The organism is Holophagales bacterium, assembly GCA_016699405.1.
In the GTDB taxonomy this organism is placed as follows: domain Bacteria; phylum Acidobacteriota; class Thermoanaerobaculia; order Multivoradales; family JAGPDF01; genus JAAYLR01.
Genome location: CP064972.1, coordinates 330,726 through 343,936 on the forward strand (window position 1 = coordinate 330,726; position 13,211 = coordinate 343,936).

Genomic DNA, 13,211 nt, shown 5'->3' on the forward strand with positions numbered 1-13,211 from the left:
GGTGCGGAGTCTAATCCGCCCGCCCGAGGACGCGCTGGTAGAGCGCGGCGAGCGCGAGCAGGCTCGCCCCCAGGCCGAGCAGAGAGAGCACGCGGTCGAGCCCGGCGAGCTGGCCGAGGTCGAGCAGGAAGACCTTGAGCACGGCGAGCAACATGACGGCGAGACCCGCCTGCCGCAGCGCCCGATGGCTGCTCCCGCCACCCCGGCGCGAGATCCCGAGCCAGAGGAGCGCCAACCCGAGAGCGATCCAGCTCACCGAGTAGGCGAGCTTCTCGGCGCCGCTCGTCGCACCGAGATCGAGGCGCGACCCGTGGAAGAACTGGCGGACCTCGAGGCTGACGAGCCCCCAGACGAGAACCAGCGACGCGACGCTCCAGGCGCGCGCGAGCAGGGACGGGCTTGCCGGCACGGTCGTTCGCTTGACGACGGCAAGGCCGGCGAGCGCGACGACGAGTGGGCCGCCGAAGATCCAGGCCAACGCGTTCGCCAGCGGTGCGGCGCCGACCTCCTCGGCCCGGAAGAGCGGACTCAAGAACACGCCGGGGCCGACGAGGGTGACGACGAGCCCCGTCGAGAGGAGCCCGCGCCCACCCCAACGCAGCGGACGGTCGAGCCAGGCGAACGCCGGTCGCCATCGCCGGCCTTCCCCGGACGCCAGCATCGCCAGGCCGAGGACGGCCCAGGCCAAACCCAAGGCAGCGGCCTCGCGCAGCCACGAAGAGGAGGTGCCGCGCAGCGCCCCCGCTCCGAAGGCATGGCGGATCGAGAGCCCAGTGAGCATGGCGACGAAGGCCGCGGCACCCCAACCCAACCCTTCGGCGAAGCGCGGTCGCTCGAGCCGCGAGGCCAGGATGGCGGCGGCGAGAAAGGCCAGCGCGGGAACCCCGTAGAGCCCGAGCAGTCCGTTGAGGATCGGTGTCGTGCCGACCGGGTAGTCGAGCACCCACGGATTGAGCAGGAGACGAAGGGCGACGGCGCCGGCGAGCCCTGCCGCCAGGCGCGCCAGCACGGGAACCCGCAGGCGCAGCGCGAGGGCGAGGAGCGCCGGCACTTCGAGCGCCCAGGCCACGGTCAACCCGGCCGTGCCGAGCTCGATTGGCCCGCTCGCCGTGGCAAACGACGTGGCCGCGACCGCGAGGGCGGCGAGGCGCTCCTCGCCCTCGGGCAGCGTCGCGCGGCGACGGGCGAGCGGCGCCGCGGCCGCCGTGAAGACCGCCGCGAGGGCGAGCGCCGACGCACCCCAGGGAGCATCCGGTAGATCCTCCCGTGCTCCGACGAAGACGACGAGCGCGACCGCGAGCGGTGCCGCCGCGGCCAACCCGGCCCACCGTGCCGGCCGTGCCGCACCCCACTGCGACGCGTACGCCTGAACGGCGAGCAAGAGCCCGAGCAGGAGCCCGGTGAGCGCGAAGCGTTCCGCCTCGCCCGCCTCGAGCCGTGTCGCCCAGCCGGCGAGCGTGAGCACGAGCGCAGCCGACGCGAACCAGGCGAGCCCTTCCAACTCGGCCGACCGTCGAGCGAGCAGCAAGCAGCCGACGGCGAGCAGCGCGAGCAGCGTCCACTCGACGGGGCCGTTGCCGGCCGCACCGGTCAACGCCGCGTAGGCGAGCAGCCCGGATCCGGTCGCACCCGCCGCCAGCCAGGCGCCGGACTCGCCGAATCCTTCGAGGTTCCCCGCCGCTGCGGGGCGCAGTCCCGCCCACGAGGCCACCGCGCCGGAGGCCAGCAGGAAAAGGCCGACGGCCAGGGCGTCGTGGGGGCGCCGCTCCCCGACGGCGAGGGCAAGCACCCAGAGCGTCACTCCGGCGATCGACAGCGCAGCGAGCGGGGTCCAGCCGCGACGACGGGTCACCGCGAACGAGCCGGCCTGGAGCAGGAGGAGATAGCCCAGGAGGCCCGGCACCGACGGCGTCTCCGAGCGCAGCAGCGCCGGCGTGAGGAAACCGCCGGCCAGTCCGAGCGTGGCGACGATCGGTCCCTGGCGCAACGACAGGCCCACCGCGAGGGCGGTGTTGAGCGCCATCAGCGTGAAGGCCGCCGGTCGCGGCAGCAGGCCGTACAGACTCGAGGCCGCGAGGAAGCAGGCGTAGAGATCGGCGATCCCCGCCGCCGAGAGCGCCTGGGCGATCCGCGCCGCGCGGCGGTGCAGGAGCTCCCCGAGGGCGAGGAGCGAAAGGCCGAAGGCGATGCCGAGCGAGACCCGGACGACCGGCGAGAGCCAGCCGCGTTCGATCGAATACTGGACGAGGTAGACCCCGGAGAGCGCGAGCGCGATGCCGCCGAGCCAGACCGGCAGGCGCGAGCCCAGCCGCTCTTCGAGGGCTCCCATCCCCGCGGGGCGCGGGGTCGGAATCGAGGAAGGCGGAGGCGCCGCCGCCGGGGTCGACACTGGAGCCGGCGGAGGAGAGGCCAGCGGGGAAACGATCGGAGGCGACGGGGCCAGCTCCTCCGACGTGCCAGCGATTCCGGCGATCCGGGAACCGGTCACAGGCGAGAGCTCGGCGGTGTCGTCCAGCGATTCGTCCGTCGCCGCGCTGGACGGACCCGCCTCCCGGGGCGCGGCGCGAACAGATGGCGCAACGGCGGCTTCGGCTCGCCAGCGGACGAGCTCTGCCCGCAGGCTCGCGACCTGCTCCCGCGCCTCTCGGGCCTCGCGACGGGCGGCGATCGCGAGAGCCAGCGCGATCCACGGGGCGAGCAGGGCCCCGCCGAGAAGGAGCAGACCGAGCGTGACGAAGGAGGCGTTCATCGCGTGGCTCTCCGGAGTCCCCGGCGCGCGAAAGGAAGAGGCTCGGGCGTCGGCGAGACGATGCTACGTCACCGTCGGGCCCGGATTGCCGGCCGTCCCGGAGCTTCGCTCGGCGAGGGCTCGCCGCGCACGCGACGAGAGCGGCGTGACCACCAGGCCACCGGTCAGGTCGTTGACGTCGACGTAGATTTCGGTCGCGAAGACCCGCGTCAGCCGGGCGTAGGTCAGCACCTCGGCGGTCGCGCCGAAGGCCGCGAGCCGCCCCTGGTCGAGCAGCGCCACGCGATCGCAGTACTCGGCGGCGAGGCTCAGGTCGTGGAAGACGGTCACCACCGCCACCCCCTCGGCGGCCAGCTCACGCACCCGGTCGCAGAGCTCGACCTGATAGCGCAGGTCGAGCGAGGAGAGCGCCTCGTCGAGCAGCAGCAGGCGTGGCCTCTGGGTCAGTGCGCGCGCGAAGAGCACTCGCTGGCGCTCGCCCGCCGAGAGCTCGGCGAGCGGTCGATCGGCGAGCGCGCTGGCGCCGCAGCGTTCGAGCGCGGCTCGCGCCAACTCGAGATCCGCGGTGGATTCGAAGGCCAGCCCGGAGAGGTGCGGATGTCGGCCGAGCAGCACGACGTCGAGCGCCGTCCAGGAGAAACCCACGGCCCCCTCCTGCCCGACTACGGCGACCGACTGGGCCAGCTCACGCCGGGGCATCGCCGACACCTCTCGTCCGCCGACCCGCAGCGAGCCGCCCTGGTACGGCAGCACCCCGCTCGCCGCCCGCAACAGCGTCGACTTGCCCGACCCGTTCGGGCCGAGCAGGCCGACGACCTCGCCGGCGGCCACCGAAAGCGTCACCCCGTCGAGCGCACCACGATCCCGGTAGCGCACCACGAGGTCGCGAAGGGCGAGCATCGCTTCAGCCAAGCGAACCCTCCGACGAGCGCCGGCGCAGCAGGGCGACGAAGAACGGCCCGCCGAGCAGCGCGGTGATCACGCCGACGGGCAGCTCGACCGGAGCGATCGCCGTCCGGGCGAGCAGGTCGGCGAGCACGAGGAACGCACCGCCGCCGATCCACGCCGCTGGGAGCAGCAGGCGGTGGTCCGGACCGGCGGCAAGCCGCAGGAGGTGCGGCAGAACCAGCCCGACGAAACCGACGAGACCCGCCGAGGCCACCGCCACGGCGGTGAGCAGCGACGTCCAGAAGAAGGTCCAGCGCTTCAGCCCCTCGACGTCGACGCCGAGCTGCCGCGCCGTCTCCTCGCCAAGGGCGAGCGCGTTGTAGTCGCGTGCCCGCCACAGCAGGGCCGCTCCGGCGACCATCGTGACGCCCGCCACGGCGGCCAGGGTGGGCGGGCCGACACTCGGGATCCGTCCCATGAGGTAGAAGACGATGGCGTGCAACTGCTCGGCCGAGGCGACGCTCTGCACGAAGAAGATCAAGGCGGCGGCGAAGGCGTTGCAGATCGCCCCGGTGAGGAGCAGCGCGTAGAGGTCGAGTCGCCCGCGCGTCGTGGCGAGCCGCTCGACCGCGACCAGGGCGGCGAGCGCGCCGGCGAAGGCGAAGACCGGCACCAGGCCAGCGCTGGCGAGCCCGCTGCGCGCCGCCAGCGCCAGCGCGAGAACGCCGCCGACGCTCGCGCCACCGGAGATGCCGAGCACGTAGGGGTCCGCCAACGGATTGCGAAAGAGCCCTTGAAGCGCCGCTCCGGCGAGCGCCAGAGCGCCCCCGAGGAGCGCGGCGAGGAGAACTCGCGGCAGTCGCACCTCGACGAGGATCGTCCGTGCCTCCGCGGCATCGCCGGATTCGAGCAGGGCGAGGGGGGTGATCCCGCTCGAACCGAGCACCATGGCGAGCGCCATCGCCAGGGCGAGCGCCGTCGCGAGCGAGAGGCACCAGAGCGCGGCACGCCGGGCGGTGAGCGGCCCGCGACTCACGAACCGCCCCCGGGCGCAGGGCTCGCCTCGGCCGAGCACATCTCCTCCTCGCTCGCCACGCCGAAACGCTCGGGTTGGACGAGGCGCGCGAGCAGCTCGGCCATCTCGCCGAGTCGCGGCCCGGGGATCGCGAGGCGTGTCGGATCGACGAGATAGACCCGGCGCTCCCGCACCGCCGGCACCAGCGGCCAGCGCGACCAGGGACCGACCCGCGCGCCGCGGAGCGCTCCGGGGGAGTTGTCGGCGAGATCCACGATGACCTGCGGACGCCGCGCCAGCACGGATTCGAGCGAGGCGAGCACGTAAGGCGCGCCGCCATCGCCGAGGACGTTCTCTCCTCCGGCGACGCGGATCAGCTCGTCGAGATGGGAGCCGGGCCCCGCCGCGTAGAGGGGATCACGCCCGACGACGCAGAGCACGCGCCGACGCGGTGCACCCTGCGCCCGCTCGCGGACCGTCTCGACCCGCTGGCGGATCGCTGCGCTCAGCGCTCGCGCCTCGGCGAGCCTCCCGACCCGCCCGCCGAGCGTTTCGATCCCCGCCAGCGTCCCGGCATAGGTCGAGGTATCGAGCGCGAGCACGTCCACGCCGAGGGCACCGAGGCGGGCCCGCGCTGCCGCGCCCGCCTCCGCACGCGCCGTGACGTAGAGCGTCGTCCCCAGCGCGAGCAGACGCTCGACGTCCGGGGCGTCGTACCCACCGACGCGCGGTCGACCGGCGAGGGCCGGGAGTCCGGTGACGAAGTCCCCGACGCCGACGACCTGGTCGGCGAGTCCGAGCACGACGAGCGTCTCGGCCGCGCTCGGCGCCATCACGACGATCTTCGTCTCGCGAAACGCGCCAGGCGACACGCGCGTCGGCGTCGCGCTTTCGCGGCACGCCAGGGCCGAAAGCGCCAGGGCGACGAGGGCCAGGCGCGGCGGTCGGGGGACGCTCATCGGCCTCCGGTGAAGGTCAGCCCGGCCACGAACGTGCGCCCGGGTGCGGGGAATCCAGCCGCCTCCTCGTAGCGGCTCGCGAAGAGGTTCTCCACTCGGGCGTACGGCCTCACGATCGCCGCGCGTCGCCAGGTGAGCCCGACATCGACCACGCGGTAGGACGCCAGCGGGACGTCGCCCACGTCCACCCGGTCGCCGACGAATCTCACGACTCCGTCGAGATCGCAGGCACCTGCCCGTGCACCGAGCGCGAGCGCCGCCGTCAGCCGTGGCCGTCGGAACAGACGGGCCCCTGTGTCGCTGTCGTTCGCCTCGAGGTACGTCGCGCTGGCGCGGAGCCAGATCCGTTCGCGCTGCGCTCGCACTTCGCCCTCCACCCCGCGCGTCCGCGCCCGGCCGGTGTTGAACGGCCGACCGAGAAGGAAGTCGTACTGGACGAGATCCTTCAGGCGAGTTTCGAACGCCGTGAGCACGACGTGCCAGCCACCGTGCGTCGCTTCGAGGCCGACCTCGGCGCCACGACTGCGCTCCGGGGCGAGATCCGGGTTGCCGAACCCCGGATAGTAGAGGTCGGCGAGCGACGGCGCGCGAAAGGCCTCGCCGTAGCTCGCGCGGATCAGCAGATCCTGGGCGAGGCGCAAGGTGCCACCACCCCGGTAGCTCGTCGCGCCACCGAAGGCGTCGTTGTCGTCGCGCCGCACGCCAGCCTCCCAACGGGCGCGCTCGCCGCGCCAGGAAACCTGGGCGAAGAGCGCATCGGCTCGCTGGGTCGCGCCGGAGAGCCCGGCGCCGAAGGCGCTGCCGCTCGTCGCCCGCTGCCGTTCCCAATCGCCGCCGACGACGAACGAAAGGCGTGGACCGACCGGCGCGCGCAAGACGGCCCGCGCCTGGTCGCTCGATGCTTCGCTGGTGCTCGCGGCGAAGGGGTTGTCGGCGTCGACGACGGTGAGATCCTGCTCGACGCGCGCCACGCTGCCATCGAGGGCGAGCCGATGACCCTGCCAGCCGAACGGCACGGCGAGCTGTCGCGTCTCGCTGCGCTGGCGCTGACGCGGACTCGGGGTCCCGAGGTAGTCGAAGGGCAGCCCCAGCAGGGCGTGCTGCCAGCGCGCGGCCAGGCCGATCCGCCAGGGCGACGGCGCTCCGGCGGCGTCCCTGCGCTCGTCGCGGTCGAAGCGGAGGGCGGCCTCTTCGCCGTCGAAGAAGTCGTTGTCGACCGTCCCCTGCCCGCGCCGCAGGCTCCCGTGCCCCGAGGCGAAGAGGGGGCCCAAGGCGCCGCCAGCGGCCAGCGAGGCGCGTCCGTATTCGCGCGAGCCGCCCTCGAGCCGCCCGCTGAGTCCCGGCTCCCGGCTCGAGACGAGCTGCACGACGCCGCCGACCGCTCCGCTGCCGTAAAGCGCGCTGAACGGTCCCCGCACGCTCTCGACTCGCTCCAGCCCTTCCGGCCCGGCAAACGCCCAGTCGAAGCCGCCGAGGAACGGTTCGTTGAGGCGCACGCCGTCCCACAAGACCAGGGTGTGGTTGGAGCCCGTGCCGCGCGAGAAGAGGGACGCGGTCTTGCCTGCCGAGCCGCTCTGGGTGAGGGCCAGGCCCGGCAATGTCGCCAGCAGCTCGAGCACCGTCGTCGCCTGGCGAGCCTCGGCCTCCTCGGCAGAGACCACCGAGACTGCCGCCGAGACGTCGGCGACCGGCTCCTCGGCGAGCGAGGCGGTCACCTGCACCGTCTCTTCGAACGGGTGACTGGAGGGGAGTGGATCCTGGGCTGCGAGCGAGAGGCTCCCACCGAGCCACCCGGCCAGGACGATCGCGAGACTGCGCATCGACTGCCGTCCTTTCGCCTCGATTGCCGAGGAACGGACCGGCAGGGAAAGGAGCGGACGCGCCGACGGATGGGTTCGGTGAACGTGAGCTCCCACACCCCGTGGGCTCGTAGCCTCGGGCGAAGCGGCAGGTCTCCTGGCTCCCGGATCGTCCTACTCCCGGACCTTCCCACGTGGGCGACCGCTCAGGCGATCGCTCCCACGCAGTGGCGTGTCCCGGTTTCGTCCCCGGTTACAGTGGCGGGGGCCGCGCCGGCATTGCACCGGCTTCCCGTTTTCAGCCCGGCACGAGGCCGGGCCACCGCTCCGCTGGTTTTTCAAAGAGCGCCGCGGACACGATCCGCGGCGGGGAAACCTCGAACGCCGAACCCGTGCGACGCGGGCGCGGTTACTGCGGCGGCGTCGCCGGAGCGCTGCCGGTATTCACGATGACCGGCGCGGGCGCCTGCGAGGGGCCAGACGACTGCTGCCCCCAGCTCACCGGCAGGCCACCGCCCGTCTGGCTGGGCTCGACGAACTGCTTCTGGTCGTACACCGGCGCCGCCGGCTGCTGGCCGAGTGCAGCGGCAAGGGCACTCGCCGGGTCGGTGGGGGCCGCCGGATCCGGCGCGTCGTTGGCTGCCATCCCGAGCTCGAGCGTGGTGTTGTCGATGACCCGCCCGAAGCCGCGGTTTTCGCTGTCGGCGGTGACGCTGGCGATCTCGTCCTTGCGCAAGGCGATCTCGTTGCCGAACTCGGTGAGCAGCACGATCTTGCCGGCGTCCCAGCTCGCCATGCGCGGGCGATACCGCGACAGGAAGGCGTTTCCGCTCTTCATCGTCACGGTGTAGCTCTCCGCCGAAGAGGCGGCGGCGCCAGCCAGGCTGGCGACGACGAGCGCGACGAGGACGGCGAGGCTCTGTTTACGCATGGCGGCGCTCCTGCAAACGTGTGTTTCGTTGAGCATAGCGCCTCACGCGGAACCGTCAAGCGGCGGCTGCACGAAACGCCCGCGACGTCAACGAATCGGAGTGGTGCGCCCGAGAGGATTCGAACCTCTGACCTACAGCTCCGGAGGCTGTCGCTCTATCCAGCTGAGCTACGGGCGCGCGAGGTGGTGTGGGGTGAGTGAGGGGACTCGAACCCCCAACGTCCGGAGCCACAGTCCGGTGCTCTACCATTGAGCTACACTCACCGAAGTCGTTGTCAAAGGTCTGGCCTGCCTGGAGGGACTCGAACCCCCGACCCGCGGCTTAGAAGGCCGCCGCTCTGTCCAGCTGAGCTACAGGCAGCCGTATCGAACCCCAGCCAGGTCAAGCGGTCCGGGGATATCAGCTCGGGAATTCGGGGCGCCCAGATTTGAACTGGGGACCCCCTGCGCCCAAGGCAGGTGCGCTACCAGGCTGCGCTACGCCCCGACCGAGCCTGCGAGTCTAGGAGCGTGACGGCGAGGTGTCAATCGCCGCCGGGCCACGCCGCGCTCCCGCTTGACAGCGGCGCGGCGACACGCGAGTCTTCTCCCGAGCCTCCGCGCATCGCTTCCGTGCGGTGACGCGGCGGTCCTGACGAGGCTTGGGCGGCCCAAGGGACCGGGCGGGGTGGGACCCGCCATCGACGGATACGCCCAGGAAGGAGGTGGTCCAGTGGACAGTCGTAAACCTGGCTTGGTGGAGGTGGCGTCCTTCTAGGGTACCTCCTGGGGCGGACGTCGCGCCGCGGGCAGGCCCTGGAGCAGGGCAACCCAACGCCGCCGACACCAACCCGAGGCCCCGGTTCCGCGCAAGCGGGCCGGGGCCTTTGTTTTTCCCGAGTCGACTGCAGCGGACCGCCTCCGTCGAGGGCACTCCGGAGGTTCGTCTCACCACTCGCTCGGCACTCCGCAGCGCCCACAAGCCGACTCGTTAAGTCCTTATTTTGCCGCTTGTTCAGAAGGCTCGCACGGCTTAAGATTCGCCGATCACCCCTGTTTCTGGACCTTGTGCCGCGCCCTGCGCGGGGAGGAGTCGTCGATGGGTACCTCGAGTCGTCGTCTATCGATCGTGTTGCTTCTGGCCGGTCTCGCGCTCGCGCCGCTCGCGGCCTTCGCCACACCGCCGGCGACCTTCCAAATCCTCGAGGTCGGCCCCGAGGGCCTGACGCCAAGCTCCGCGGACGGCACGGGCAAGCCCATCACCGCGACCGGTGCCACGCTCCCCCATGCCGTGCTTGGGCAGAGCTTCGGCTCCGAGATCGAGCCCAACGGGACGAGCGCCACGGCGACCGCGGTCGCCGGCGCGAGCGCGGTCGTTCTCGGCACTGTCTACCCAGCCGCCGATGTCGATTTCTTCTCGTTCACCGCAGCGGCCAATGACCGAGTCTACGCAGCAGTGCAGACCCTCTTCGATGCCTCGGCAAGCGGGGACAGCGTACTCGACCTAATCGCCACCGACGGCTCGACCGTGCTCGAGAATGACCCCAACGACGGCACCTTCAACGGCAGCTCGTCGTCGATCGCCGGCACCCCGATCCCTGCCGCGGGCACATACTTCTTGCGGGTAAGACACAACCTCGCGACCGGCACGATCCGTCCCTATCAACTTCAGTTCCGTTTGCAGAGCGGCGCCCCCGCCGCCGAGGTCGAGCCGAACAACACGACAGCGACGGCAACCCCGCTGCCTGCGTCCGGCTGGGCAAGCGGAACGGTTACCGCCGTGTCCCCCGGCGAGGCCGACTTCTTCAGCCTGACCCTGGCCGCCGGCGACAGCGTGTACCTGAGCCTCGACATGAACCCCGAGCGGGACGCGTCCGTTTGGAACGGCCGCCTCGGATTCGGGCTGTTCGGCAACCCTCCCGCCAACCAGATCCTGGTGGCCAACGACGCCAACGCCGGAGCAACGAGCACCGACCCGAACTCGGAAGCTCTCTTCCTTACCGTCAAGGATGCCGGCACCTACTACATCTACGTCGACTCGACCGTTGCGGCAGGACTCGGCGCCAGCGCCACGTACCACCTGAGCGTGTCGGTGCGGCCTCACGTCGACGCCACCGCGAGCTGCACGACCTACACCTCGACGAACGTGCCGCAGACCATCCCGACCGGACCCGGAAGCGTCAGCTCGACGATCACCGTGCCGGGCAATCTACGGATTGCCGACCTCGACGTCTCCATCAACTTGAACCACACCTTCATGCAGGACCTCGACGCTCACCTCGTGTCGCCGGCCGGCAACGACAACGGCCTCTTCACCGACATCGGCAGCGCGACGACCGGCGGCACACAGACGCTCATGGACCTGCGTTTCGACGACGAAGCGGCTCTCCCTCCGGCCTTCGCACTCTCGGCGGGCATGGTGCTCCAACCCGAGCTCGCCTACCGACTGGCCTGGTTCGATGGCGAGGATGCCGGCGGGACCTGGACGTTGACGCTCCGCGACGACGCGACGGGCGATGGCGGCACTCTCAATGCCTGGAGCCTGACGATCTGCGAGCCGCCACCCCCACCTGCCTGCGCGCCGGGCTTTACGCCGACGACGGTCTACAGCTCCGACTTCGAGACCAACGACGGCGGCTTCACCCACTCGGGCGCGATCGACGAGTGGGAGCGCGGGCTTCCGGCCTTTGCGCCGATCACCAGCTGTGCAAGCGGCAGCAACTGCTGGAAGACTGACCTCGACAACACCTACAACACGGGAGTCGCCGCCGGCTCCCCGGCGGATCTGCTTTCGCCCGCCATCAACCTCGCCGGCCTCTCGGCGCCAGTGACCGTCCGTTGGTCTCAACGTTTCCAGATCGAGAGCGCCAGCTTCGATCGCGCGTTCATCGACTTTCAGCAGGTCGGCGGTGCGACCCCGGTCCGCCTGTGGGAATGGCTCGACGCCACGATGACCAGTGCGGTGGGCAACCCAACGACGACCATCCAGGAATCCTCCGGCTGGAGCGCGATGAGCGCCCGCGCTGACTCGCTGGCCGGCCTCAACACCGAGCTGCACTTCAACCTGACCGCCGACAACACCGTGCAGCTTGCCGGCCTGGCGATCGACGACGTGACCGTCACCGCCTGCCGCGCGCTTTCGGCGGACCTCTCGATCACCAAGACGGACGGCGTCACGACCGCGATACCCGGCACCAACGTGACCTACACGATCACCGCCTCGAACGCGGGCACCGACCCGGTCACCGGCGCCACGGTCACCGACACCTTCTCGGCCTTCCACGCCGGTTGCACCTGGACCTGCGCCGGCGCCGGGGGCGGCACCTGCACCGCGGCGGGCTCGGGCAACATCAGCGACACGGTCAACCTCCCCGTCGGGGGCTCGGTGACTTACGCGGCGACCTGTGGCATCACCTACGGCGCCACCGGCTCCCTGGTCAACACCGCGACGGTCTCCAGCTCGGTCACCGATCCGAACCCGGCCAACAACTCGGCGACCGACACCGACACCCTCACGCCGCAGGCCGACCTCACGATCACGAAGACCGACGGCGTGACGACCGCCACACCGGGCGGCTCGGTGACCTACACCATCGTCGCGACGAACGCCGGTCCCTCGAACGCCGTCAGCTCGACGGTGGCCGACACCTTCCCGGCGACCCTCACCTGCAACTGGACCTGCACGGGTGCTGGCGGCACCTGCACCGCGGCGGGCTCCGGCAACATCAACGATTCGGTCAACCTCCCTGCGGGCGCCTCGGTGACGTACACGGCGGCCTGCGCGATCAGCGCATCGGCGACGGGTTCGTTGTCCAACACCGCCACGGTGACGAGCGCCACCCCGGACCCCACCCCGGGCAACAACTCGGCGACCGACAGCGACACCCTCTCGCCGCAGGCCGATCTCTCGATCACCAAGACGGACGGGCTGACCAACGCCAACCTCGGTCAAAGCTCGGCCTATGCGATCGTCGTCAGCAACGCCGGCCCGAGCAACGCTCCGGGCACGCTGGTCAGCGACACCTTCCCGGCAGGATTCGCCTCGCCGACCTGGACCTGTGTCGGTGCCGGCGGCGGCACCTGCACCGCCAACGGCGTCGGCAACATCAACGACACCGTCAATCTCCCGGCCGGCGGCTCGGTGACCTACACCGCGAGCGGCACCATCGCCGGATCGCCGGGCACCCTGAGCAACACGGCGACGGTCGCCGCCGCCGGTGGGGTCACCGATCCGACGCCCGGCAACAACTCGGCGACGGACACCACGACCGTCGCCGGCGGCGCCGCAGTGACCGGGACCAAGTCGGCCTCGGGCACCTTCGGCCAGGCCACGACGGTCACCTACACGATCGTCCTCACCAATGCCGGCGCCGGATCGCAGAACGACAACCCCGGCGACGAGCTCACCGACGTCCTTCCGGCGACGCTCACGCTCGTCTCCGCCAGCGCCACGAGCGGCACCGCCCTCGCCAACATCGGCACCAACACCGTCACCTGGAACGGTGCGATTCCGGCCGCGGGCAGCGTGACGATCACCATCACCGCCACCGTCAACACCGGCACGCTCGGGCAGACGATCAGCAACCAGGGGACGATCAGCTACGACAGCGACGGCAACGGTAGCAACGATGCCAGCGCCTCGACCGACGACCCGGCCGTCGCCGGCGGCGCCGACCCGACGGTCTTCGTCGTCGGCGGCAGCGTGCTCGAGATTCCGACGCTCTCCGGCCTCGGCCTCGCGGCGCTCGCCTTCGTGCTCGCCGCCCTCGCCCTCGTCGCCCTGCGCCGGCGCTCGGCGTAGCCGCACGGACTCACGCGAGCCCTTCCACGGCCCCGGCCCCGCAAGGGTGCCGGGGCCGTTCTCTTTTCGCCCGGGTCGAGCGAGGGCGCC

The 13,211-nt window shown here is 71.5% G+C and carries 7 protein-coding genes, 4 tRNA genes and 1 riboswitch; of the genes, 1 reads left to right on the top strand and 10 read right to left on the bottom strand.

What is annotated here, in order from left to right; translation table 11 throughout:
* Window positions 1–10: 10 nt before the first annotated feature.
* From IPJ17_01455 to IPJ17_01500, 10 genes are all read right to left on the bottom strand, one after another.
* Entirely contained in the window at window positions 11–2,749 is a 2,739-nt protein-coding gene (locus IPJ17_01455) for a DUF2339 domain-containing protein (protein QQR74290.1), read from the bottom strand.
* Between the two features lie 63 nt (window positions 2,750–2,812).
* Window positions 2,813–3,661: an ABC transporter ATP-binding protein gene (locus IPJ17_01460; GenBank protein QQR74291.1), complete on the bottom strand. Its 849-nt coding sequence runs from the start codon at window positions 3,659–3,661 to the stop codon at window positions 2,813–2,815.
* Window positions 3,654–4,598, bottom strand: coding sequence for an iron ABC transporter permease (locus tag IPJ17_01465; protein ID QQR76060.1), 945 nt, complete (start codon window positions 4,596–4,598; stop codon window positions 3,654–3,656). Before IPJ17_01465 ends, IPJ17_01460 begins: the two co-directional genes overlap by 8 nt.
* A gap of 71 nt (window positions 4,599–4,669) precedes the next feature.
* Window positions 4,670–5,611 (bottom strand): ABC transporter substrate-binding protein, encoded by a 942-nt coding sequence (locus tag IPJ17_01470; protein ID QQR74292.1) that lies wholly within the window; start codon window positions 5,609–5,611, stop codon window positions 4,670–4,672.
* Window positions 5,608–7,431: a TonB-dependent receptor gene (locus IPJ17_01475; protein ID QQR74293.1), complete on the bottom strand. Its 1,824-nt coding sequence runs from the start codon at window positions 7,429–7,431 to the stop codon at window positions 5,608–5,610. Before IPJ17_01475 ends, IPJ17_01470 begins: the two co-directional genes overlap by 4 nt.
* A 108-nt stretch (window positions 7,432–7,539) precedes the next feature.
* A riboswitch (cobalamin riboswitch) is annotated at window positions 7,540–7,752 on the bottom strand.
* Window positions 7,753–7,819: 67 nt separating this feature from the next.
* Entirely contained in the window at window positions 7,820–8,341 is a 522-nt protein-coding gene (locus tag IPJ17_01480) for a hypothetical protein (GenBank protein ID QQR74294.1), read from the bottom strand.
* Window positions 8,342–8,442: 101 nt separating this feature from the next.
* A tRNA-Arg gene (locus IPJ17_01485) sits at window positions 8,443–8,519 on the bottom strand.
* An 11-nt stretch (window positions 8,520–8,530) separates the two neighbouring features.
* Window positions 8,531–8,605 (bottom strand) — tRNA-His (locus tag IPJ17_01490).
* A gap of 20 nt (window positions 8,606–8,625) precedes the next feature.
* A tRNA-Arg gene (locus IPJ17_01495) sits at window positions 8,626–8,702 on the bottom strand.
* A 52-nt stretch (window positions 8,703–8,754) separates the two neighbouring features.
* A tRNA-Pro gene (locus IPJ17_01500) sits at window positions 8,755–8,828 on the bottom strand.
* A 591-nt stretch (window positions 8,829–9,419) separates the two neighbouring features.
* On the opposite strand from IPJ17_01500, the gene IPJ17_01505 reads away from it, so the two are divergent.
* Window positions 9,420–13,121 (top strand): DUF11 domain-containing protein, encoded by a 3,702-nt coding sequence (locus tag IPJ17_01505; protein ID QQR74295.1) that lies wholly within the window; start codon window positions 9,420–9,422, stop codon window positions 13,119–13,121.
* The last annotated feature ends 90 nt before the right edge of the window (window positions 13,122–13,211 follow it).

Excerpts from the sequence above, each read along its gene's own strand:
- IPJ17_01455 (QQR74290.1), bottom strand. The coding sequence starts at position 2,749 with ATGAACGCCTCCTTCGTCACGCTCGGTCTGCTCCTTCTCGGCGGGGCC.
- IPJ17_01465 (QQR76060.1), bottom strand. The coding sequence starts at position 4,598 with ATGGCGCTCGCCATGGTGCTCGGTTCGAGCGGGATCACCCCCCTCGCC.
- IPJ17_01470 (QQR74292.1), bottom strand. The coding sequence starts at position 5,611 with ATGAGCGTCCCCCGACCGCCGCGCCTGGCCCTCGTCGCCCTGGCGCTT.
- IPJ17_01475 (QQR74293.1), bottom strand. The coding sequence starts at position 7,431 with ATGCGCAGTCTCGCGATCGTCCTGGCCGGGTGGCTCGGTGGGAGCCTC.
- IPJ17_01480 (QQR74294.1), bottom strand. The coding sequence starts at position 8,341 with ATGCGTAAACAGAGCCTCGCCGTCCTCGTCGCGCTCGTCGTCGCCAGC.
- IPJ17_01505 (QQR74295.1), top strand. The coding sequence starts at position 9,420 with ATGGGTACCTCGAGTCGTCGTCTATCGATCGTGTTGCTTCTGGCCGGT.